Here is a 19,290-nt window from a genome sequence, read left to right on the forward strand (position 1 = left end):
CTTCTTATTTCATTAGACAATAATGCAAATACTGTGCCAACTTTCTCTCCTTCCCATATGCTAATATGACCATCCTCGCCTTCCCCTACCGCGTCTTATTTTCTATACACTTGTCCAAATGCATAAACAATTGTACGAATTTTCTTACTATTATTTGATAAATAAGTCCCCCTCTTATATAATCAAACTAAAAGTGATAGAGGGATGCGTATGAAATCGAAACATCTCATTACCTATAACTTCATTAAAGTAACAGAGGAAGCTAGTGTACGAGAAGTACTGCAAGCTTTTTTAGACTATCGGCAAGATATCGCCTGTGTTCTAAGGGAGAAGAAATTAGTAGGTATCATTAGCAAGTATTCTCTATACCGATGGTTATTACAAAATGGTTCCTTAGACGAAAATGTATGGCATTGTGTTAAACAAGAAGTGGTCACTTTGTATGAAGAAGATAGCGTGTATTACGCGAAGGATCTTCTCGTAAAAGAAAATGTCGGACACGCTGTTGTATTAAATACAAAGGATGAAGTGATTGGCATTATGTCCAAATCTGAATTGATTCGCGGATTGATTACGGAGCGAAATAATGTCGTGCACCGACTTCAATCGTTAATGAATAACCTGCAGGAGTCTGTATTAAGTGTGGATGAAAACCTTATAGTTACTTCCTATAACACCTCCTCCCTCCAGTTATTACACAAGGATCAACAGGAACTTATTCACCATTCCATTGAAGAGCTTTATCCACAAATGGTACCTCCTCTCCTCCAAGTCATCCAGCATCAAAAAATTGTTCAGCATTGTAGAATAGAAATCGGAGAAACGACAGCTATTGCCTCCTTTATACCGTTGAAAGAGTGGGGGAACATAACTGGGGCGATGATGGTACTGAAGGACATAACAGAGTTTGAGCATATTGCAGCTGAACTAGAAACGACTAAACAGCTAGAGAACCTTCTTGATAACGCATTAGAGATGGCATATGACGGAGTTGTCCTTACTAACAACAAAGGAGAGATTACTAAGGTAAATAATGAATTCCTTTCATTAATTCAACGGGACGCACAAAGCATTCTCGGCCAACCTCTCCCAGAGATAGTACCGGAGCTAACTCCCTTTTCAAAGAACCATTCTTCACAAGAGATTGTGGGCGAGATTGTCACGATAAATGAGACGAAGGCTATCCTTACCCAAATGCCCATCTACCAAGGGCAGCAGAAAGTAGGGACTATCATTAAGCTTATTTGCAAGCAGCTAGATATGTGGAAGGATTTGCTTATGCACCTGGAAAATCTGGAAAGTGAGCTGACATTTTATAAAGAGAATTTCTCCACCCTCCGCTCCCAGCATGGTCCCTTCTCACGTATGATTTCCAGAAGCACCATTATGGACGAATTAAAGCAGAAGGCTGTCATCGCTGCCAAAACACCATCCAATATTCTCATTACAGGGAAAAGCGGAACAGGAAAGGAGCTTCTTGCTGATGGGATTCATACTGCTTCCGAAAGAAAAGGGGCATGTATTAAAATCAATTGCGCTGCTATACCGGAGGATTTATTAGAATCAGAGCTGTTTGGGTATGAGGAGGGAGCATTTACTGGGGCTAAGAAAGGAGGAAAACCAGGAAAGTTTGAACTAGCACATCAAGGTACCCTTTTTCTCGATGAAATTGGTGATATGCCGCTTCCTCTTCAAGCAAAGCTATTAAGAGTATTACAGCAAAGAGAATTTGAACGAGTAGGAGGCACTAAACCAGTCCAAGTAGATGTACGTCTTATTGCAGCCACCAACAAACACCCCGCCGAACTCATAGACCAAGGCAGCTTTAGAGAAGACCTCTACTATCGAATTAATGTAATACAATTACACATTCCATCATTATCGGAACGAAAAGAGGATATCCCACTCCTTTGCGACCATTTCATCCACCAGTTGAACGAATTACATAACCGTGACATGATTGGGATAGCTAGGGAGGATATGGAGCTGTTACTGGATTACCATTGGCCAGGGAATGTTCGTCAACTGGAAAACGTAGTGGAACGAGCGTATCATTTTTCTCCTTCGAGATGGATAGACAAGGAGCATATCCTGTTAGACAAGCCGCAATCTGTCGGTACAGCCACTAAGTATATATCTTCTAGCTCGACCATGAATAGAGAAAGAGTATTAGGTGAAACAGAGAAGAATATGCTCCTAGAGGCACTGGAGAAGACAAATGGCAATCGCACACAGGCCGCATCCCTGCTCGGCATGAGTCGATCAACCTTTTATAATAAGCTAAAGAAATATCACGTACACGAAACAACTCGTTTCGTATAAGTGGTTGCTTTCACACAAAAATGCCGCACCACTGCTAGCGTGATGCGGCACATATTCTTATTTATCGTCGGTAAATTTTTGACAGCAAACGTAGTATTTCAATATACAGCCAGACAAGCGTTACGATGAGACCAAAAGCTGCATACCATTCCATATGCTTTGGAACACCTGCTCCCGCACCTTTTTCGATGAAGTCAAAATCCAGCACGAGATTCAAGGCTGCAATAATGACTATCCCTACACTAATAGCAATACCAAGCGGTGTTGCCTCATGCAAATGGGGAATTTCAAATCCAAAAAACCCACCAATGAAAGAGACTAAATACACGACAAAAATAGCACCCGTTGCAGCTACTACACCTAAACGGAAGTTCTGTGTCACCTTAATGAGACCAGATTTATAGGCCAGCAATAAGCTGCATAATACCCCAAGCGTCAAAATGACAGCTTGAAACACTATGCCTTCAAACTGCGCCTCATAGGTTGCCGAAATTCCACCAATAAATAACCCTTCTAAAACAGCATATATAGGCGCTGTTACCGGTGCTGCTTTCGGAGCAAAGGCAGTAATTAATGCAAACACTAAGCCGCCAATGGCTCCACCAATCATAACCATCATAGCCAGGTCAGGATTGGTAACGAATAAATTCCATGAATAAATTGCTGTCGCCGCAACTAATAGTAGCAGCACAAACGTTTTGTTCACACTTCCCTGAATTGTCATTTCCTCATTGCTTGCCATCCCTCTATACCGATCAAATGTTTTATCCGATAAGCTTGGATTACCTGTTCTCATTTGTACGTCTCCTTTTATCATTCTTCCTGATTTCACCATACCCATATTTCTGGCTGGATATGCTTCCTATCCTATCTATAGTATGTACGAAGGAAATCATGACAGGTTTCATTTAGTTGTAAAAAGCTTTAACGGTGGAATAGATTAAATTTTTACAATCAGAATAGTACTGGCACACCAAGAAAGGCAACAAGCACAGGAAGCACTTGTTGCCTTTCGTTCTAAAACATATTTGGATTAATCTTCTGTGGAATGTAAGTAGCAATATCAGGGAAGAAGGCTACGAGTAATAAGACCACTACAATGATGGCGATATATGGCATAACTGCTCCAAACGATTTCTCTATAGAGAGGTTTCCTATCTTGGCAGCTAACAAGAGACATAATCCATATGGGGGTGTTACAAGCCCTACAGCAAGCGTCATAATGGTTACAATCCCTAACACAACTGGATCGATTCCAAAGGAAGTTGCTACGGGTAAAACCACTGGTATGAACAATATCATTGCAGGAATTGCATCCATAAAGGTACCAACAAATAAGAAGAAGGCAATAACAATTAACAAGAAGACCCACATACTATCGATATTTGTAGTAAAGAACTCCTGTGCCCAAGATGCTAATCGGTAATAGCTCATTAATTCTCCAAGAGCATTTGCAGCAGCTAATGCGAAAAGAGAGAGGGAGCTTAATGTTAACGTGTCGACTAGAATCTTGGGAATATCCTTGAGCTTTAACGTCTTATAATAGAACATTGCTACTGCAACCGTGTATAAGGAGGCAAATGCTGCCGCTTCTGTTGCTGTAAAGATGCCCGTAATGATACCTCCGATTAATATAACAGGTGTCAATAAAGCAGGAATAGTTTCTACAAACTGCTTCATGAAATTATTAAAGGAAGCCTTTTGATAGGTTGGGTAGCCTCGCTTTAAGGCCAACACATATACGAGGATCATCATACCGAGACCGACTAAAATACCTGGAATAATCCCTACCAGGAATAATGCGCCTACTGACACGTTTGTTAAGCCTGCGTAGATAATCATTGGAATACTCGGTGGAATGATGACCCCAATAGTAGAGGAGGCAGCCGTAATTCCTACCGCATTCTCCTTGTCATACCCTTGCTTTTTCATATTTGGGATTAAAATTTTTCCCACACCTGCAGTATCCGCTTGCGATGCTCCAGAAACACCTGCAAAGATCATCGAGACGAGAATATTTGCGTGAGCAAGACCTCCCCTAATATGTCCCACAATAGAAAGAGAGAAATCAATTAGCTTTTGGGAAATTTGCCCGCTATTCATCAGATTGGCAGCTAGAATAAATAATGGTACAGCCAATAACACAAAGGAATCTAATCCATTAAACATTTTCACCGGAACCGTTACCTCCGGAATGTACTCGATATTCATAATCCCTGTAAGAGCCACAATGCCAATAACAAATGCAATGGGAATACCAATAACCATTAAGATGATAAACAAGACAACTAGGAGAGGTCCTATCATGATGAGGAAACCTCCTCTTTGTTAAAATGCTTAATATTATTGTAAATATGAGCGACCAAGTAAATGACCATCGTTCCCCCCATAATTGGAACCGATATCCAGACAAAGCCCATTTTCATTTCTGGCAAGGATACCCAATTGTAATTCCAAAAGGTTTGAACGGCGATGATACCATAATATAAGATTGCTCCGCTAAAAGCTAACAGGATCAAATCGTTAATTAAGAACAGGGTTTGCTTGGCCTTCCCTCTTAGCTTCTTCAATAGGAAGTCAAATTTAAAATGTTCTCTTCTGTTCAGCATAACAGCCGCTCCCATAAATACCGCCCATATAAACGAATACTTCGCCACTTCCTCTGTCCATATTGCAGATACATTAACCATTCTCGTAGTCACCTGAATGATGATAGTTACAAAAAATATGGATAGAAAGATGGAACCAATTGTGATTTGAATTTTTTCTAATGATTTAATGAACATCCTCTCGCCCCTTCCTATTAAGAAGTTAACAAGGAAGGACAAAAGGGAAATCCCTTCTGCCCCTGCTCGTCTCCACTTACTTCATGTCTCTAATTTCAGAAAGCATATCTTCTAATTCAATATCCTTAGCCACTTTATCCTGAAGCGGTTCCGCTAACTTAATAAATGGCTCGCGGTCAATCTGATTAACTTCTGCACCATCTTCTTGGGCAAGCTGCTTATACTCTTCCTCCTGTTCGTATAAAGCTTCTCGCTCTTTCTGAACGGAAGCTTCAGCAGCTTCCATAATGTGCTGCTTCTGCTCTTCAGAGAAGTTCTCAAATTTCTTTCCATTTACTAATAGGAAACGAGTAGTATAATCATGACCTGTTTCAGTAATGTATTTCCCATTCTCTGTTTTATGGTGATTTTGTTGAACGAAATAAGGGTATGCATTTTCAGCAGCATCGACAACTCCCTGTTGGAGCCCTTGATATAGTTCACCCCAAGCTACAGGCGTTGGAACCGCACCAGTTTTCTTCCAATATTCAGCAACAGCCCCAGATGTTTGGGTACGGTATTTTATTCCTTCTAAGTCTTCTACTGCCTTCAATGGCTTCTTACCATAGTAATGGCGAACACCTGCTGTCCAATAGCCAAGTAGCTTGAAGTCATTTTGAGATTTCTCATTTATAATGTCAGCCATCTTATCGCCAATTTCCCCGTCAACAACCTTCTCCCAATGCTCATAGCTGTCAAAGATATAAGGTAAAGCAAATAAATCAATCTCATTAATGCCTGTTTTAGACATAAAACCTGGGGAGACAAGCACGACATCAGCGGCTCCTAGCTTTAACTTTTCTACTAATTCCGATTCGCTCGTTCCAAGTGTACCAGCATGGACTTCTACTTCAATCGCACCCTCAGAGGCCTCTTCTGCTACCTTCTTAAACTCATTCATCCCGATTTGGTAAGGATTCTCTGGAGAAGTTTGGTTATGTGCTGCTACAATTTTCAAGCTTTCGCCGCTACCTTCCCCACCGCTTTCCTCTCCTTCGCCACTCGCAGAGCTGTCACTGCCACAACCTGCTAATGCTAAAACTGCTACTAAAACCAACATGGAAAGTAATTTTTTCATGAGTTAATCCCCCTTTTTGTATGTGAAAGCGAATGTATGAATTCGCTTACAAAAAACTTTAAGATTGTGTTACATGCTCTCCTCTTGCAATAGACACAAATTCCTTCGCTTTGTTAGTAATGGAACGTGTATCTGAGTTGACCGAAATATTCTCTGGCTTGACTAGCTTACCACCTACGCCTACCACTTTCGCTCCAGCTTGAAGATAATCGACCATGTTGGATCCGTCGATACCTCCAGTTACCATGATAGGAATATGAGGGAGCGGGCCATGGACATTCTTCACATAATCAGGACCTACGGAGCTTGCAGGGAAAACCTTTATCATATCTGCCCCATGCTCATATGCAGTTAGAATTTCTGTTGGCGTTAATGCTCCAGATATACAGGGTACACCATATCGGTTACAAAGATTGATTGTCTCTTTCTTAACAGTAGGAGTAACTACAAATTGGGCACCTGCCATGAGCGTCGCTCTAGCAGTCTCTGAATCTAGTACCGTACCCGCGCCTATTAGAACGTCCTCCTCAAACTCCTCTCGTACCATTTCTATCAGCCTAGTAACCCGAGGTGTTTCTGCTGTAACCTCAATCGCATGAATTCCTCCAGACCGCAACGCTCGTACGACTGGAATAATGGTGCTCTCATCTGCCTTTCGTAACACTGCAACAATCTTTTCCTCACACAGTCGTTGTAGAATCACCATCTTTCTCCCTCCTTATTCCAGATTAGCATGACGGGTTGTCATGGCTTGATTATCAGCTTGCTTATCCTGAAACGCTTCAATCGCCACCGCATCTAACAACAAATGCAAGGATTGATCAAACTGATTACCTAATGGCTGAATAGTCTCTGGTTCATGAGCTCTTCGCTTCTTTGTGGCAGCAGGTATGACCAGTAGTCCATCGGAAAGATTAGCTAAAGTGGATGCACGATCTGTTGTTACGGCCACAACAGTGGCTCCTACACCCTTTGCAACATCTGCGTATTGCATAATGGACTTAGTGGAGCCAGAGCCAGATATAGCTACCAGCAAATCACCTGCCTCAATACTCGGGGTTATCGTTTCTCCAATGACATAGACAGTAAACCCACCATGCATCAATCTCATTGCGAACGCTTTACCGACTAATCCAGAGCGACCCTCTCCAGCAACAAAAATTCGTTTATTGTTCCCTAGACGTTGAGCTAACTGATGGGCTTCCTCTTCATCTATGTGCTCTAGTATCTGTTGCACCTCACGACTAACCGTACTAATGGTGGACTTCATAATCTTCTATCACCTCTTTCATACGACGAGCGACCACTCCTGGGTGCTCAGCCTTTGTTATCGCACTTCCGACAATTACTGTTTCTGGTTTATGTAACATAATGCGCGGCAATGTTTCTTCGGCAATACCTCCTGCAACCGCCACACTCACACCAGAAAGCCCTTTCATAGCTGAGAATGCTGCTTCTGTTAACCCCTCTCCTTGCTGCTGCATATCCTTACCGAAATGAAGACTCATCCATTCCACCCCTAGTTGAGCTAATTCCTCTATTCTCTTCTGGTCAGAAACTCCTAATAAGTCCACCATGAGCTGCTTTTCAGAAGCTCTTGCTTCTTGAAGCATAGCTGTGATCGTCTGGTTAGCGGAAAATGCCATGACCGTAGTTATGTCAGCACCTGCCTCAAAAGCCTGTTTCGCTTCATGTTCACCTGCATCACACGTCTTCATATCGGCAACCAGAACCTTTTCAGGGTAGTGCTCCTTCATTTCCCGAATGATTTCCATGCCATATTCTTTAATAACTCCTGTCCCTATTTCAATCCAATCAACATATTCTTTCGTTGCTTCTACCAGCTGAAAGCATCTTCTCTTATTCAATCGATCCAGAGCCAGTTGTATTCTCATTAAAGACCTCCTTATCGCTCCACTACCTGCTTTTCTCCAAGTGCGGTCAGTACTTCATCTATATAGGGAAGCCCTTCATTATCTCCATACACACTCACGACCTTGGAGCCAATCGTGTTTGCGAAACGCAGCGTTCGTTCGAGCTGCCACCCTTGCAACAGCCCATAGATAAAACCAGCATCAAATCCATCCCCTGCACCGACAGTGTCAACGACTTTTTGAGGTGGAACAGCTTCAGCTATCACCTTTCTTCCATTCTGATACCCAACAGCTCCGTTTTCCCCTAATTTGAGAGCTAGGGTCTGAATACCATACTGTTTACAATGATTGAAAATTTCATCTGGCTCATTGGTACCAAATAGTAATTCAGCCTCATCCAATCCGGTCATCAGCACATCCACATCAGGTAAAAAGGATGTTAGGACAGCTCGAGCTTCTTCTTGACTCCATAGCTTTAGTCGGATGTTAGGATCTAGAGAAACCAAGCAGCCATGCCGTTTGGCCAGTTGAATAGCGTGTTTCACTATATCTACATGCTTGGAGGGATTAATGGCTGTAAAAACGCCTGTGATATGCAACACCTTTGCAGTTTGAAGACATTCCTCTGTAATGGAATCTTCGGTCAACGTGCTCATGGGAGAATTTGCTCGATAGTAAAATGTTCGACCCGTTCCATCTTCCATCACCTCTTTGAAATTAACAGAGGTTGGATATCCATCTACTAAATGAACGTCCTGAACATCAATACCTTCCCCTCTTGCAAAGTTGTAAATATATCTGCCAAACTCATCATTACCAAGCCTTGAAATCCAACCCGTTGCCAAACCTAACCGCGAGCAGCCAATTGCAAAGTTGAATTCTGCACCACCGGCCTTACGTTCAAAGGAAGACGCATACCGCATAGGTCCTCTCTGAGAGGGATCAAACGTAATCATCGCATCTCCTATTGTGATAACATCCTTCTTCATTACACCACCGACCTTTCCTTCTATAGTTTATTGTTAAGTAGATTCTCTTGGAATAAGCATTGGGTCGAAACGGATGTCAATTCCTTCATCCTTTGTTTCTTGCTTTTGAATTTTGCCTAATAAAACAGTTGCTGCCTTTTCTCCCATTTCAAAGGTTGGCTGAGCTATCGTTGTAATTGGCGGTGAATAGAAGCTCGCAAAGGATACATCATCTATTCCCAATACGGCCAAATCCTCCGGCATCGCTAATCTATGTCCCTTTACATATTTCAATATTTCAATGAGCGCTAAATCGTTCCCTGCTATCACAGCCTGCGGTGGATTATCTTGCTGGAGCATCTCATGAAGGGTAGACTGTATCGATTCAATTTCTACGCTTTTTTTGTATTCCTCTCTTATTGGTATGCCGCGATTATTCAAAGCCCGTTCATACCCCTCCAACCGCTCCAGCCTTGGGGTCACATCTCGAATGATGGAGGTCGTAATAATACCAATTTGGTCATATCCTTTTTCTACACAATGATCAACCGCTAATTTGGATGACTTGTGATTGTCTAGCATGATAGAGGAAACTGGGATTCCATCCACCTTCCTATCCACAAATACAACTGGATAATTCTCATCAATCATATTTTGATACAGCTGCTTATTCCCCCCAGTTGGAAAAATAATTAGTCCATCCACTTGCTTAGCACGCAGCATATCAATATACTTCTTTTCCTTCTTAGGCTCATCATCGGCGTTACATATAATCGTGTGGATGTCTACTTCATGACATACATCCTCAATGGCACGACTTACTTCTGTGGAGAAATTATGAAGAATATTCGCCACAATCACTCCAATAGTTTTAGTCGACTTCTGCTTTAGGCTTCTAGCGACTATATTTGGCTGATAGCCTAATTCTTCAATCACCTGCTCTATTCGGTCCCTTGTTTTCTCCCCCATATAATCAAAACGATGGTTCAAATACTGCGAGACCGTACTTCTGGAAACATTTGCTTGCTTTGCTACATCAGAAATCGTAATTTTCTTCATTATGAACTCTCCAAATAGATAGAACTAAATCGGTTTAGTTCTTATCAAAAAAATAATAGCGCCCTTTACTAAATCGGTTTAGTAAATCGATTTAGCATCATTATAGATGGTATGAAAGCGTTTTACAACCCTATCATCTAAAAAAGTTTACAAAATTTAAAAAACTACCTGGCCAAAGCCAGATAGTTATCGATTATTTATAATAATCAGCTAAAATCTTTTCCATTATCTTATTAGTACGAAGAGCCGTATCTCCTGTACTTGGACAATTTCCTCTGCCATATAAGGCTTCCACCATTTTTTGAATAAATGGCTGCTGGATATGTTTTGGGCGTTCCACGATAAACTGCTCTTCCCCATTCTTTGTATAGAGGATTACCGGTTTTTCACGGAAGGAAGAAAAAACGATTTCCCCTTTCGTTCCCACAATCTTATTCCAATCATCCTCTCGGTAAGCAGCAAAATTCCATAAACCAGTACCGATTACTCCAGAAGCAAACGTATAGCTACAGCTTACTGCGTCTTCAGCTCGATAAGCGCCAGCCTGATTAACAGCTAATCCTTTAACCTCTTCGATGGGACCAAGTAAATAATCTAGTAAATCTAATGTATGGGAAGCCATATCAAAGAAAATACCCCCACCGCTTACCTCAGGTCTAACTCTCCACGGCTGCTCCTCCCCATTCTCCATGGGAAGTAACGGCGTGGATTGTTCTGTGATTACATATCGTACTTCCCCTATATACCCTTCTTCTATTAGATCCTTTACCTTTAAAAAACGTGGTAATGCTCGACGATAATATGCTACATACAAAGGAACACCAAGACCCTTACAGTAATCGTTCATCTCTGTAGCTTCCTGTAGGTTTAACGCCATGGGTTTTTCCACATATACAGGTTTCAAAGCTCTAGCAGCCATCATTACATATTCCTTGTGAGAGGAAGGCGGCGTTGCTACGTAGATAGCCGTTACCTCTGGATCCTCTATAAGCGCTTCCGCATCATCATACCACTTCGGAACTCCATGACGCTTTGCATAATCCTTAGCCAATTCTCCGTTTCGACGCATAACTGCCACTAAAGAAGAGCCTTCGACTAATTGTAAAGCCGGGCCGCTTTTCACTTCCGTTACATCACCACACCCAATAATTCCCCACTGTACCTTGTCCATCCTATTCCTCCTTCTATGTATCGCATGTAATATGCACAAACATGCATAGATGATAAGCTACTAACATTTCTTCACCTAACGCATAGCTAAAATCATCTGTAATTCGGTTTGCATATTGGTTTAAAATGGCTCTGCCTTAAATTAGTTGACTCACATCTATGTAATCCTTCACATGTTAACATCACATGATGTGGGGCATCTCCCATATAAGTAAACGAAATTTCCCAATCTCCGAATCAACCCTTCCACGGTTTTCCCATTATGTCTATGTAAATTACTATAATAATAGATAGGTGTTTGAGCAGCGGACAAGAGTTAATAACTAATATGCCCTATTTATCTTCTACATCTATGAGAAGGATTCGATTATCAAAAGCACCCCTGCTCCTTGCTTTTTCCAGTCTCTTCTCATTTACTTCTTCTATAGAAGAGTCGTGTTGGGCAGCTAAGGCATGGATGATTTCCAGAATGTCTCCCAGTTCTTCTACAGCTTCCCTATTTGTTTTGGTATCTGAATATTCCGTCACTTCTTCTTGCAGCTTTCTCTTTAACGCTTCTACATACGCTTCCTCGATAAGCACTTTTGTCTTATATGATTTTCCCGATTGCTCGATTATCTCAGGGATGTAATCCCGAACCAGTTTATTGTACACAGGCATAGCGGCTTCTTATCTCCTTTACAATTGTAGCTGCATTACAGTTCCTTTTCCTTTTTCCGATTCTACAGTAATCTCCCCATCATGGGCTTTTACAATGTCAAAGCAAATTGGTAATCCCATCCCTAACCCATTTTCTTTAGAGGTAAAGAAAGGTGTACCAAGGCTGTCTATCTCCTCCTGTGTCATCCCTACCCCTTCATCCTCGATGGTGATAGTGACTTTCTCATTAATGCCCTCGCCTTTAGCTTGAATATAGATATTTCCACCCTCTGGCATTGCTTCAAAGGCATTTTTAATAAAATTAATGAGAACCTGTTTTATCTTTGCTTGATCTATCTCCAGATTTATCTCTTCCTGTGAAGGGATGAAGTGAATTTTAACATCCTGTAATTGGGCATTGCTTTTCATTAGCTCGACTGTATTGTAGATAAGCTTGTTAATATCACATCCTGCTTTGTGTATGTCGTTCGGTTTCCCTAGTAGAACGAATTGATTTACTAAGCTTTCCATCCGTTCCAGCTCATCTGTAATAATCTCTAAGTACTTATTTTGGTGATTGTTTTCCTTTAACAGCTGGGTTAAACCAATTATCGACGTAAGCGGGTTGCGAATTTCATGTGCTAATCCAGCACCAAATCTTCCTAATGTGGATAATTTCTCAGACTCAATGAGCTGCTGTTGAAGCTCATAGTAATTCGTCATATCTCGAAACTGCGCGAAGGTCCCAATGATAGATTCCCCATCAAAAAGAGGCAGTACGTCTAATAAACATATCTTTTCTCGATTTTGATGAATTACAGGTATGGTGATTTCCACATTTTCAATCTTCTCCCCAGAGGAAAGGACTTCCTTTATGTATTCCCCTATAAAGCAAATTCGCTTCTTCCCTTCAGCCATCAACCGCTTCATATCCAACTCGGTAATTTTCTCCAAGGAAGCATTGTATTCCTTAATCGCACCATGCTGATCCGTCATAACAATACCAAGGGGAGTGGAGTTAATCATCACTTGATTTAATAGTTTAAGTTTTTTATTCTTCTCTTGTAAAAGTAGTTCCCTTTCAATGGAATCCACTGCTGAGGATAACAGCCCTAAATGAAAATTATTCGCATATTCCACTAAGGTCATAATGGAAACAGTGCCTGACAAACGGTTATCTTCAGAATAACTGAAAGGTGCTGTATAGCAAGCCACCCCGTGCAGACAATGCTGAAAATGATCAGGACCTACTAGGGCAATCGCCTCTTCATGCTTCAAAGCCATTGAAATGGAGTTAGTCCCTACCTGTGCCTCATCAAATTTAACGCCCGGAATGATGCCAAGAGAGTCAACCATCTCCATAATACTTGGATCACCATATATTTCTATCACGTGGCCCTCATTATCAGAGGTCACCACAAGTGTAGGAGTCCCATCCATGTAATAAATCACTTTTTGCATAAAATGCTGTATGACATGTAAAGCATTCTCTAACGATTCCTTTCGCTCCTGAACCTCCTGCTTGGAAAGCTCCACATTTAATACAGGAATTGTGGCAGGGTCCAACTTATAAACTTGTTCACAATCTTTTCTTGATTGTTTGATATATGAGTTAAAATCTATCATGTATATCCTCCCAAGCTACCTCACTGACATGAGCTTGTAATATGTATGTAATAATAGATTACCATATTTAGTCTGTAATACCTATTCAAAAAATGTATTTCACATATTACTATAAGTGGTGTTGTATATACAAGATAAAGCAAGTATAGTTGCGTAGTTTCTCATTTATCGTTCCCAAAATAATCCTTTTATGCTATAATCCTATTAGAAAAGTATGGAAAGACACAGCTTAGTATGACTTCTACAGGTCTGACATCTTACCTATTAAATCTTTGAGGAGATATTTAATATGAATACCATGAACTTAATAGATGAAAAGACGTCCACAGAAGAAATAAGGAACCGAATTACAAACCTTCGCTCTATGATGATTGAAGTTGGCTCCATTTATGGGCTTGATCACAATAAGACCATTGCTATTAGTCAAAAGCTTGATGTATATATAATGGAAATACAAAAACGAAATTCGTATGATTTCGCATAAATGAATATAGATAGAGTTAAGCCCGGTAGCTTCCTTGCTATGGGGCTTAATTTGTTTTTTGGTTGAATCGCTCATCCGCACATCCATTATTTATCCGCTTAGCTGTCACCAACATCTCTCTTCTTTTTTACACTATAGAAAGGAGGTGGAAACGTAGTGGGCAAAGCATTTATAGGTGCATGGATTCAGGCAATTGGTACGGTCATATCTGCCATAGGTAATACTCCCTCTAATAAAATCCCTTCTTCCTTAGCAACGGATTTAGACATAATTGGAAACGTGCTCCAGGCAACCGGAAACGGACTAGCAGCGGACACAGAAGAGGATTTATCCTTAAATAAAGTCGGCAGCCAGATTCAGGCAGCCGGGAACTCCACTGTCCTCATCGGCCTGCTCTTTCCACTCTCCTCCAAAGGGAAAATCATATTAAATAACCAAGGGAACTTATTGCAAGCCCTCGGAAGCAGTGCAGCTCTTGGGGATGATACAGAGGTATTCGCTATCCTTGGCAACCTCCTGCAAGCTATTGGTAACAGCATGCAAGCAATAGCTGGCGGGCAGGAATTAAGAGGTAGAAACGCAGACGAACTTAACGCAATCGGCAACTGGATTCAAGCTATTGGTGCTATACTGTCTGCACTTGCTGTGGAGGAAGACGCGTAATAAATATAAGAGGTTTGGTTGTATGATCTATTGCGCGTGCCTTTATATGTTCTTCTTAATAAATTCTATAGCTTGTTCAATATGGTTGTACATTAGGTCCCTGGCATTTTCCGGATTACGATTTAATATAGCCTCACAAATATGGATATGCTCTTTAGAATTGTCTTGTAAGTTTACTTGATTGTATATAAGAAAATCACGTTGAATACTAAGCTCCTCTGTAAGAGATGTTAACAGCTTCACAGCAAATTTATTTTGTGCGATTTCAGCTATCAACATATGAAAGTCAAATCCTTTTTCTTTTACTTGCTCTTCCTCCGCATCCTTGTTTTCAATATTATGTATAAAATCGCGGAGGCGTTCTTTGTCCTTTTCATTTGCACGCTTGGAAGCAAGAAAAGCTAATTGAGGTTCAATAATCATCCGCAGCTCCATCAATTCTATAATTGAGGAACCATCACTTATTAGATTAATGAGTTCCGTGTTATGAATCTTCCTTAATGCATCCTCACTAATTTTCGTACCTGCTCCAGCCCGTGACTCAATGACCCCCAAAATTTGAAGTGATTTCAACCCTTCTCTTACGCTATTTCGACTTACTTCAAACGTTCTGCACAATTCCTCTTCTCCAGGTACTTTGGCTCCTGGCTCCCAATTACCCGATTTAATTTGATTTATTACTTCATGAACCACAATTTGATATAGTGGCTGATTCTTTAATGGCTTCAGCATACATATTCCCTTCCCCTCTAAATAGACGGCTTGTAATTACATTATAAAGGATAGGCAAGAAATGTAGAAATATTATATAAAATTCAGACAATTAATGTTGTAGACGAAAATTGTCGATTAGTGGATCACTAACCGACAATTTTATCTGCTATACTTGCATCTTTTCATTTGGCTTTTCATTCGTTAAAGTTGTTCTAGGTTTAGTCAAGAAGCTAACCGTTACCATTGCAATGAAAGATGCTGCAAGTCCTGTGCCAATAGCAGGAATCATGAATATATCGGCTATTGTAGTACTTAACGACTGGATAAGGGCAGTTGATACACCTGCAATCATCCCTGCTATAGCACCTTCTTTCGTCATCCGCGACCAATAATGACCTAAGAACAGTGGAAATAATAGTCCTGATGTGGTTAACGTGTAGCCAAGGACCAGAACACCAAGAACAGAAGGCATATAAATACCAATAACAACACCCAGCACTCCTAAAACAGAGATGGTATATTTAGTAAATGTTAAAATCTCTTTATCCGTTGCACCCGGATTAATAATAACTTGATAGAAATCACGTGTAATACTTGTCGTCGCTGAATGTATTGCGGAGTCTGCCGTAGAAATGACAGCCGCTACTATTGCTCCTAGCATTATAGCCCCTATTGCTGTTGGTAACAAATTCGTTAAAGCCCAAGGAATAACCATTTCCCCATCAGCAATATTTGGGTTGATGGTATATAACGCCATACCAAGCAGTGATGCCCATACTCCTGCTATCACACAGGCCATGGCTGAGTACAATAGCCCTCTTCTGGCTGCTGATGTGGATTTGGCAGAATAAATTCTCTGGTGGAGTACCTGTATGACCAGATGCCCTGGCAACACCGCGAGCACCCAGCCCCAAACTACTTTTTCTCCTGGAGCTGTAAAGGTTAAGTTCTCAGGAGGGACACTGTTAAAGATTTCCCCAAACCCTCCAGCTTGTATAATGGCAAATGGGAAAATAATAAAAATTCCTATGAACATCAGGACAAATTGTGCAACATCTGTATATGCAACAGCGATAATCCCTCCACTCATCGTGTAGATTACCACGATGGCGGCCGCAATAACTATCCCCCAATTCAAAGGGATACCAGTTAATACGTTAATGATCTTCCCTGCTGCTATAGGCTGTGACACCCACCATCCCAAACTAACTAGGATGGAAACAATGGAGGTAATGGATCGAAGTGATTTACTTTCTCCATATGTATGACACATCCAATCAGCTGTAGTAAAAAAATTTTGTTCACGTAACCACTTAGCGACAAGAACTGCTAGTAATACTAAGCCTAAAGAGACCGCTACCCCTACATAGATAAATTCCGCAAAACCATATTGATACCCAAGACCTACATGGGCAATCATCAAACCTCCACCAAAAACAGAGGCAATTTGGGTGGCAGTTGTCGTAAAAGTACTAAACTTCCTACCACCGACATAAAAATCCTCTGCAGTCTTTTGTTTTTTGGAGGCAAGGAACCCAACCAGTAACATCACTACTAGGAACGTAAATAACGAAACGATATAGAGTACATTATCCATATACATTTACCTCCTGAATATATTGATGTGCTAGATTCTCATCTAACTCTATCCCAAGACCCGGGAGGATTGGCTTGTATACCTCCCCATCCGAAATATATTCTGTGTAATTGGTGATATCCATTTCTAATCTTGTCGGGGAGAAGTAGGCATGTCCAAAAGGGTACAATCCGCTGGCACTTAAGCCTAAATGTAGGCTCGCAGCCTGGGTTATCCCACCCTCAATCATTGAATTCATTAAACAGGGAATATGAAAAGCTTCCGCAAGCTTCATAATTTCTTTTGTTTTATATATTCCACCATGCTTTGATACTTTAATACTGAATACGTCTACTGCTTTCATGTTAATAAGTCGAAGTGCATCATATTTACTAAACAAACTCTCATCAGCAGATATAGGGATGGATATAGATTCTTTAACTTTCTTTAAGTCCTCATAGTTCATTGCAGGTACAGGCTGCTCCAGAAGTGATATGTCACAATTTTCTACTTGTCGAGCAAAGGCAATAGCCTCTTGAGCATTCCATCCTTGATTTGCGTCTACTATTAATGGAAATTCTTTCCCTAACGCTTGTCTAATTGCCCGCACTCTCTCAATGTCTTCCTTAATAGTTGCTGATCCTACCTTAATCATCAGGGAAGAGTATCCTTTTCTAATAAGTTCTTCAGCCTCTTTTATATTATCTTGGAGAGAACCTCCACCAATTGAACCCATAAGTGGAAGGCTAGTATGAATGGCACCTCCTAGAAGGCTTGATAGGCTTAGGTTGGTCTTCTTTCCAAACAAATCATGACACGCAATATCTATAGCTGCTTTGGCATGAGGGTTTCCCTTCATGGTTTCATCCATAATGTTATTAATATTCTGAATATTTAACGGGTTTTCCCCTATAAGTTTGGGTTTTAAGTATTTATTTATTATAATGTTAATCGTTTCTGGGGTTTCCTCCGAGAACCTTTGCATTGGATTGGTTTCGCCAAACCCTACCATACTCTCGTCTGTTTCGATTTTGATTAGATTATAACTAGTATGTGTTATAGTACCGATTGATTTAGATAAGATATATGGTTTTTTTAAGGGGATTGTTACTATGGACGTTTTAATATCCTTTATTTTCATCCTTGCACCTCCTTTAGTCCCTTTTCATTATACATTCCAACATAATTAAGAATTTCATGTTTATTCATTCCCTCAAGCCCTAACTTAGTTAGATTTCGACCAGAATGCATGTCAGGGACAAGAGAAGAAGCGAGCGCTATGACTGATTGTATGATTGGTACCTGCACATCACATTTATCAGCAAACGCTGCTATAGGGATTAACCCCATCGGAATATCCTCTAAAAAATATCTATTCTTTAGGGATGCTGGTCCAACTATGGTGCTATACGATTTGTTTTGTTGGACAGCCTCATAAAACGTGTTACCTCTAACCCCATAAAACCTGTTCAGCCAATCCTTCGCTGAATGTAATGGTACCCCCAGTGCCTCTCCAATACTCATACGCTCCCTATCCAACTGTTCCACTAAATCCCCAACCTTCTCTGATATACCTTCATGGTAATACAGAAACGATGCATGGCTATCTATTCTAGCAGCGTTCAAAAGAGATGGAAGTGGATGAACGACAGCATTTAAATTCTCCAAACTAGTCTCCAATATATTTTTAGCAGGAACAAAGTTACATAAATAAGGATTTAATAGATCTAGCACTTCCTTCGTCTTTTGGGCTGGTAACGCGGCGATTGGCAAATCTCTTTTAATACCAAAGACTTCTACATGCCCCGGTTCTAAACTTCGACAGGCGTATAGCAGTGACATTGTTTCTGCAAGTATCACATCCACACTACACCCAACCTCACTTAACTTTTGCTTAAACTCCAAAACTCCTCCAGTAGAGCCAGGGTTTAACACAATAACTTGGCCATCCTTTAAAAAAGGAGCGGCCTGTTCTGCTATCGTGCTATGCGCAAATGCTGGCGTTACCACCATAATGATATCTGCACCTTCTAATGCACTTGCTAAACTAGTAGTCGCCTTAACTTCTCCAAACCCTTCCAGTTCCCCGCTCACCTTAACTCCCTTCTGAAATTGGATCGCCTCCACGAGGGATGGGAGAATATCGTACAACGTTACGTCAATCCCCTGCATACCTAAATGGCCCGCAAAAGCTTGACCTCCATTACCTCCTCCGATTATAGTCCATTTTTTTTGAGATTGCTGCATCGTTTAACCACCTTCCTGCATTTGTTTAATTGTCCTACAATTAAA

The 19,290-nt window shown here is 40.9% G+C and carries 19 protein-coding genes; 3 read left to right on the plus strand and 16 right to left on the minus strand.

Translation table 11 applies throughout. The annotated features are described in order from the left end of the window. Positions 1–210: 210 nt before the first annotated feature. A complete protein-coding gene (locus ACFFGV_RS13880) occupies positions 211–2,322 on the plus strand; it encodes a sigma 54-interacting transcriptional regulator (RefSeq protein ID WP_377348888.1) in 2,112 nt (703 codons plus the stop codon). Positions 2,323–2,383: 61 nt separating this feature from the next. Here ACFFGV_RS13880 and ACFFGV_RS13885 read toward each other — a convergent pair whose 3' ends face one another. The 12 genes from ACFFGV_RS13885 to ACFFGV_RS13940 form a co-directional block, all read right to left on the minus strand. Beyond that, a complete protein-coding gene (locus tag ACFFGV_RS13885) occupies positions 2,384–3,118 on the minus strand; it encodes a Bax inhibitor-1/YccA family protein (RefSeq protein WP_377348891.1) in 735 nt (244 codons plus the stop codon). Positions 3,119–3,339: 221 nt separating this feature from the next. Continuing rightward, complete coding sequence (locus tag ACFFGV_RS13890; protein ID WP_377348894.1) at positions 3,340–4,629, minus strand: TRAP transporter large permease; 1,290 nt, start codon at positions 4,627–4,629, stop codon at positions 3,340–3,342. Further along, positions 4,626–5,108 carry a TRAP transporter small permease gene (locus ACFFGV_RS13895; RefSeq protein ID WP_377348896.1) on the minus strand — a complete coding sequence of 161 codons (483 nt, stop codon included), beginning with the start codon at positions 5,106–5,108 and terminating at the stop codon, positions 4,626–4,628. Before ACFFGV_RS13895 ends, ACFFGV_RS13890 begins: the two co-directional genes overlap by 4 nt. 76 nt (positions 5,109–5,184) lie before the next feature. Next, on the minus strand, positions 5,185–6,225 hold the full coding sequence (locus ACFFGV_RS13900) for a TRAP transporter substrate-binding protein (RefSeq protein ID WP_377348899.1): 1,041 nt from the start codon (positions 6,223–6,225) through the stop codon (positions 5,185–5,187). Between the two features lie 58 nt (positions 6,226–6,283). Then, complete coding sequence (locus ACFFGV_RS13905) at positions 6,284–6,931, minus strand: bifunctional 4-hydroxy-2-oxoglutarate aldolase/2-dehydro-3-deoxy-phosphogluconate aldolase (RefSeq protein ID WP_377348901.1); 648 nt, start codon at positions 6,929–6,931, stop codon at positions 6,284–6,286. 12 nt (positions 6,932–6,943) lie between these two features. After that, positions 6,944–7,495 carry a 6-phospho-3-hexuloisomerase gene (gene hxlB / locus ACFFGV_RS13910; RefSeq protein ID WP_377348904.1) on the minus strand — a complete coding sequence of 184 codons (552 nt, stop codon included), beginning with the start codon at positions 7,493–7,495 and terminating at the stop codon, positions 6,944–6,946. Further along, positions 7,479–8,120: a 3-hexulose-6-phosphate synthase gene (gene hxlA, locus ACFFGV_RS13915; RefSeq protein ID WP_377348907.1), complete on the minus strand. Its 642-nt coding sequence runs from the start codon at positions 8,118–8,120 to the stop codon at positions 7,479–7,481. Before hxlA ends, hxlB begins: the two co-directional genes overlap by 17 nt. A gap of 11 nt (positions 8,121–8,131) precedes the next feature. Next, a complete protein-coding gene (locus ACFFGV_RS13920) occupies positions 8,132–9,088 on the minus strand; it encodes a sugar kinase (protein ID WP_377348909.1) in 957 nt (318 codons plus the stop codon). A gap of 33 nt (positions 9,089–9,121) precedes the next feature. Continuing rightward, on the minus strand, positions 9,122–10,126 hold the full coding sequence (locus tag ACFFGV_RS13925; RefSeq protein WP_377348911.1) for a LacI family DNA-binding transcriptional regulator: 1,005 nt from the start codon (positions 10,124–10,126) through the stop codon (positions 9,122–9,124). 193 nt (positions 10,127–10,319) lie between these two features. Beyond that, entirely contained in the window at positions 10,320–11,297 is a 978-nt protein-coding gene (locus tag ACFFGV_RS13930; protein ID WP_377348914.1) for a Gfo/Idh/MocA family protein, read from the minus strand. 332 nt (positions 11,298–11,629) lie between these two features. Beyond that, the gene (locus ACFFGV_RS13935) at positions 11,630–11,956 is read right to left on the minus strand and encodes a phosphoribosyl-ATP pyrophosphohydrolase (protein ID WP_377348916.1); all 327 of its coding nucleotides are present in this window, start codon (positions 11,954–11,956) and stop codon (positions 11,630–11,632) included. An 18-nt stretch (positions 11,957–11,974) separates the two neighbouring features. Next, positions 11,975–13,561, minus strand: coding sequence for an ATP-binding protein (locus tag ACFFGV_RS13940; RefSeq protein ID WP_377348917.1), 1,587 nt, complete (start codon positions 13,559–13,561; stop codon positions 11,975–11,977). A gap of 289 nt (positions 13,562–13,850) precedes the next feature. Here ACFFGV_RS13940 and ACFFGV_RS13945 point away from each other — a divergent pair, with 289 nt between their 5' ends. Together ACFFGV_RS13945 and ACFFGV_RS13950 are read left to right on the plus strand one after the other, a co-directional pair. Beyond that, entirely contained in the window at positions 13,851–14,045 is a 195-nt protein-coding gene (locus tag ACFFGV_RS13945; RefSeq protein ID WP_377348920.1) for an aspartyl-phosphate phosphatase Spo0E family protein, read from the plus strand. 156 nt (positions 14,046–14,201) lie between these two features. Further along, positions 14,202–14,708 (plus strand): DUF6944 family repetitive protein, encoded by a 507-nt coding sequence (locus ACFFGV_RS13950; RefSeq protein WP_377348923.1) that lies wholly within the window; start codon positions 14,202–14,204, stop codon positions 14,706–14,708. 42 nt (positions 14,709–14,750) lie between these two features. Here the strand turns inward: ACFFGV_RS13950 and ACFFGV_RS13955 are convergent, their stop codons facing one another. The 4 genes from ACFFGV_RS13955 to ACFFGV_RS13970 form a co-directional block, all read right to left on the minus strand. Further along, positions 14,751–15,440, minus strand: a complete 690-nt coding sequence (locus ACFFGV_RS13955) for a FadR/GntR family transcriptional regulator (protein ID WP_377348925.1) — start codon at positions 15,438–15,440, stop codon at positions 14,751–14,753. A 148-nt stretch (positions 15,441–15,588) separates the two neighbouring features. After that, the gene (locus tag ACFFGV_RS13960) at positions 15,589–17,019 is read right to left on the minus strand and encodes a sodium:solute symporter family protein (RefSeq protein ID WP_377348928.1); all 1,431 of its coding nucleotides are present in this window, start codon (positions 17,017–17,019) and stop codon (positions 15,589–15,591) included. After that, positions 17,012–18,139 (minus strand): mandelate racemase/muconate lactonizing enzyme family protein, encoded by a 1,128-nt coding sequence (locus ACFFGV_RS13965; RefSeq protein WP_377348931.1) that lies wholly within the window; start codon positions 18,137–18,139, stop codon positions 17,012–17,014. The genes ACFFGV_RS13960 and ACFFGV_RS13965 overlap by 8 nt, the downstream gene beginning before the upstream one ends. Beyond that, a complete protein-coding gene (locus ACFFGV_RS13970) occupies positions 18,136–19,245 on the minus strand; it encodes an NAD/NADP octopine/nopaline dehydrogenase family protein (RefSeq protein WP_377348934.1) in 1,110 nt (369 codons plus the stop codon). The genes ACFFGV_RS13965 and ACFFGV_RS13970 overlap by 4 nt, the downstream gene beginning before the upstream one ends. Positions 19,246–19,290 lie beyond the last annotated feature (45 nt).

The sequence above is a fragment of the Pontibacillus salicampi genome, assembly GCF_042434395.1.
Classification (GTDB): domain Bacteria; phylum Bacillota; class Bacilli; order Bacillales; family BH030062; genus Pontibacillus; species Pontibacillus salicampi.

Coding starts and splice junctions, on each gene's coding strand:
- ACFFGV_RS13880 (WP_377348888.1), top strand. CDS start 211: ATGAAATCGAAACATCTCATTACCTATAACTTCATTAAAGTAACAGAG.
- ACFFGV_RS13885 (WP_377348891.1), bottom strand. CDS start 3,118: ATGAGAACAGGTAATCCAAGCTTATCGGATAAAACATTTGATCGGTAT.
- ACFFGV_RS13890 (WP_377348894.1), bottom strand. CDS start 4,629: ATGATAGGACCTCTCCTAGTTGTCTTGTTTATCATCTTAATGGTTATT.
- ACFFGV_RS13895 (WP_377348896.1), bottom strand. CDS start 5,108: ATGTTCATTAAATCATTAGAAAAAATTCAAATCACAATTGGTTCCATC.
- ACFFGV_RS13900 (WP_377348899.1), bottom strand. CDS start 6,225: ATGAAAAAATTACTTTCCATGTTGGTTTTAGTAGCAGTTTTAGCATTA.
- ACFFGV_RS13905 (WP_377348901.1), bottom strand. CDS start 6,931: ATGGTGATTCTACAACGACTGTGTGAGGAAAAGATTGTTGCAGTGTTA.
- hxlB (WP_377348904.1), bottom strand. CDS start 7,495: ATGAAGTCCACCATTAGTACGGTTAGTCGTGAGGTGCAACAGATACTA.
- hxlA (WP_377348907.1), bottom strand. CDS start 8,120: ATGAGAATACAACTGGCTCTGGATCGATTGAATAAGAGAAGATGCTTT.
- ACFFGV_RS13920 (WP_377348909.1), bottom strand. CDS start 9,088: ATGAAGAAGGATGTTATCACAATAGGAGATGCGATGATTACGTTTGAT.
- ACFFGV_RS13925 (WP_377348911.1), bottom strand. CDS start 10,126: ATGAAGAAAATTACGATTTCTGATGTAGCAAAGCAAGCAAATGTTTCC.
- ACFFGV_RS13930 (WP_377348914.1), bottom strand. CDS start 11,297: ATGGACAAGGTACAGTGGGGAATTATTGGGTGTGGTGATGTAACGGAA.
- ACFFGV_RS13935 (WP_377348916.1), bottom strand. CDS start 11,956: ATGCCTGTGTACAATAAACTGGTTCGGGATTACATCCCTGAGATAATC.
- ACFFGV_RS13940 (WP_377348917.1), bottom strand. CDS start 13,561: ATGATAGATTTTAACTCATATATCAAACAATCAAGAAAAGATTGTGAA.
- ACFFGV_RS13945 (WP_377348920.1), top strand. CDS start 13,851: ATGAATACCATGAACTTAATAGATGAAAAGACGTCCACAGAAGAAATA.
- ACFFGV_RS13955 (WP_377348925.1), bottom strand. CDS start 15,440: ATGCTGAAGCCATTAAAGAATCAGCCACTATATCAAATTGTGGTTCAT.
- ACFFGV_RS13960 (WP_377348928.1), bottom strand. CDS start 17,019: ATGGATAATGTACTCTATATCGTTTCGTTATTTACGTTCCTAGTAGTG.
- ACFFGV_RS13965 (WP_377348931.1), bottom strand. CDS start 18,139: ATGAAAATAAAGGATATTAAAACGTCCATAGTAACAATCCCCTTAAAA.
- ACFFGV_RS13970 (WP_377348934.1), bottom strand. CDS start 19,245: ATGCAGCAATCTCAAAAAAAATGGACTATAATCGGAGGAGGTAATGGA.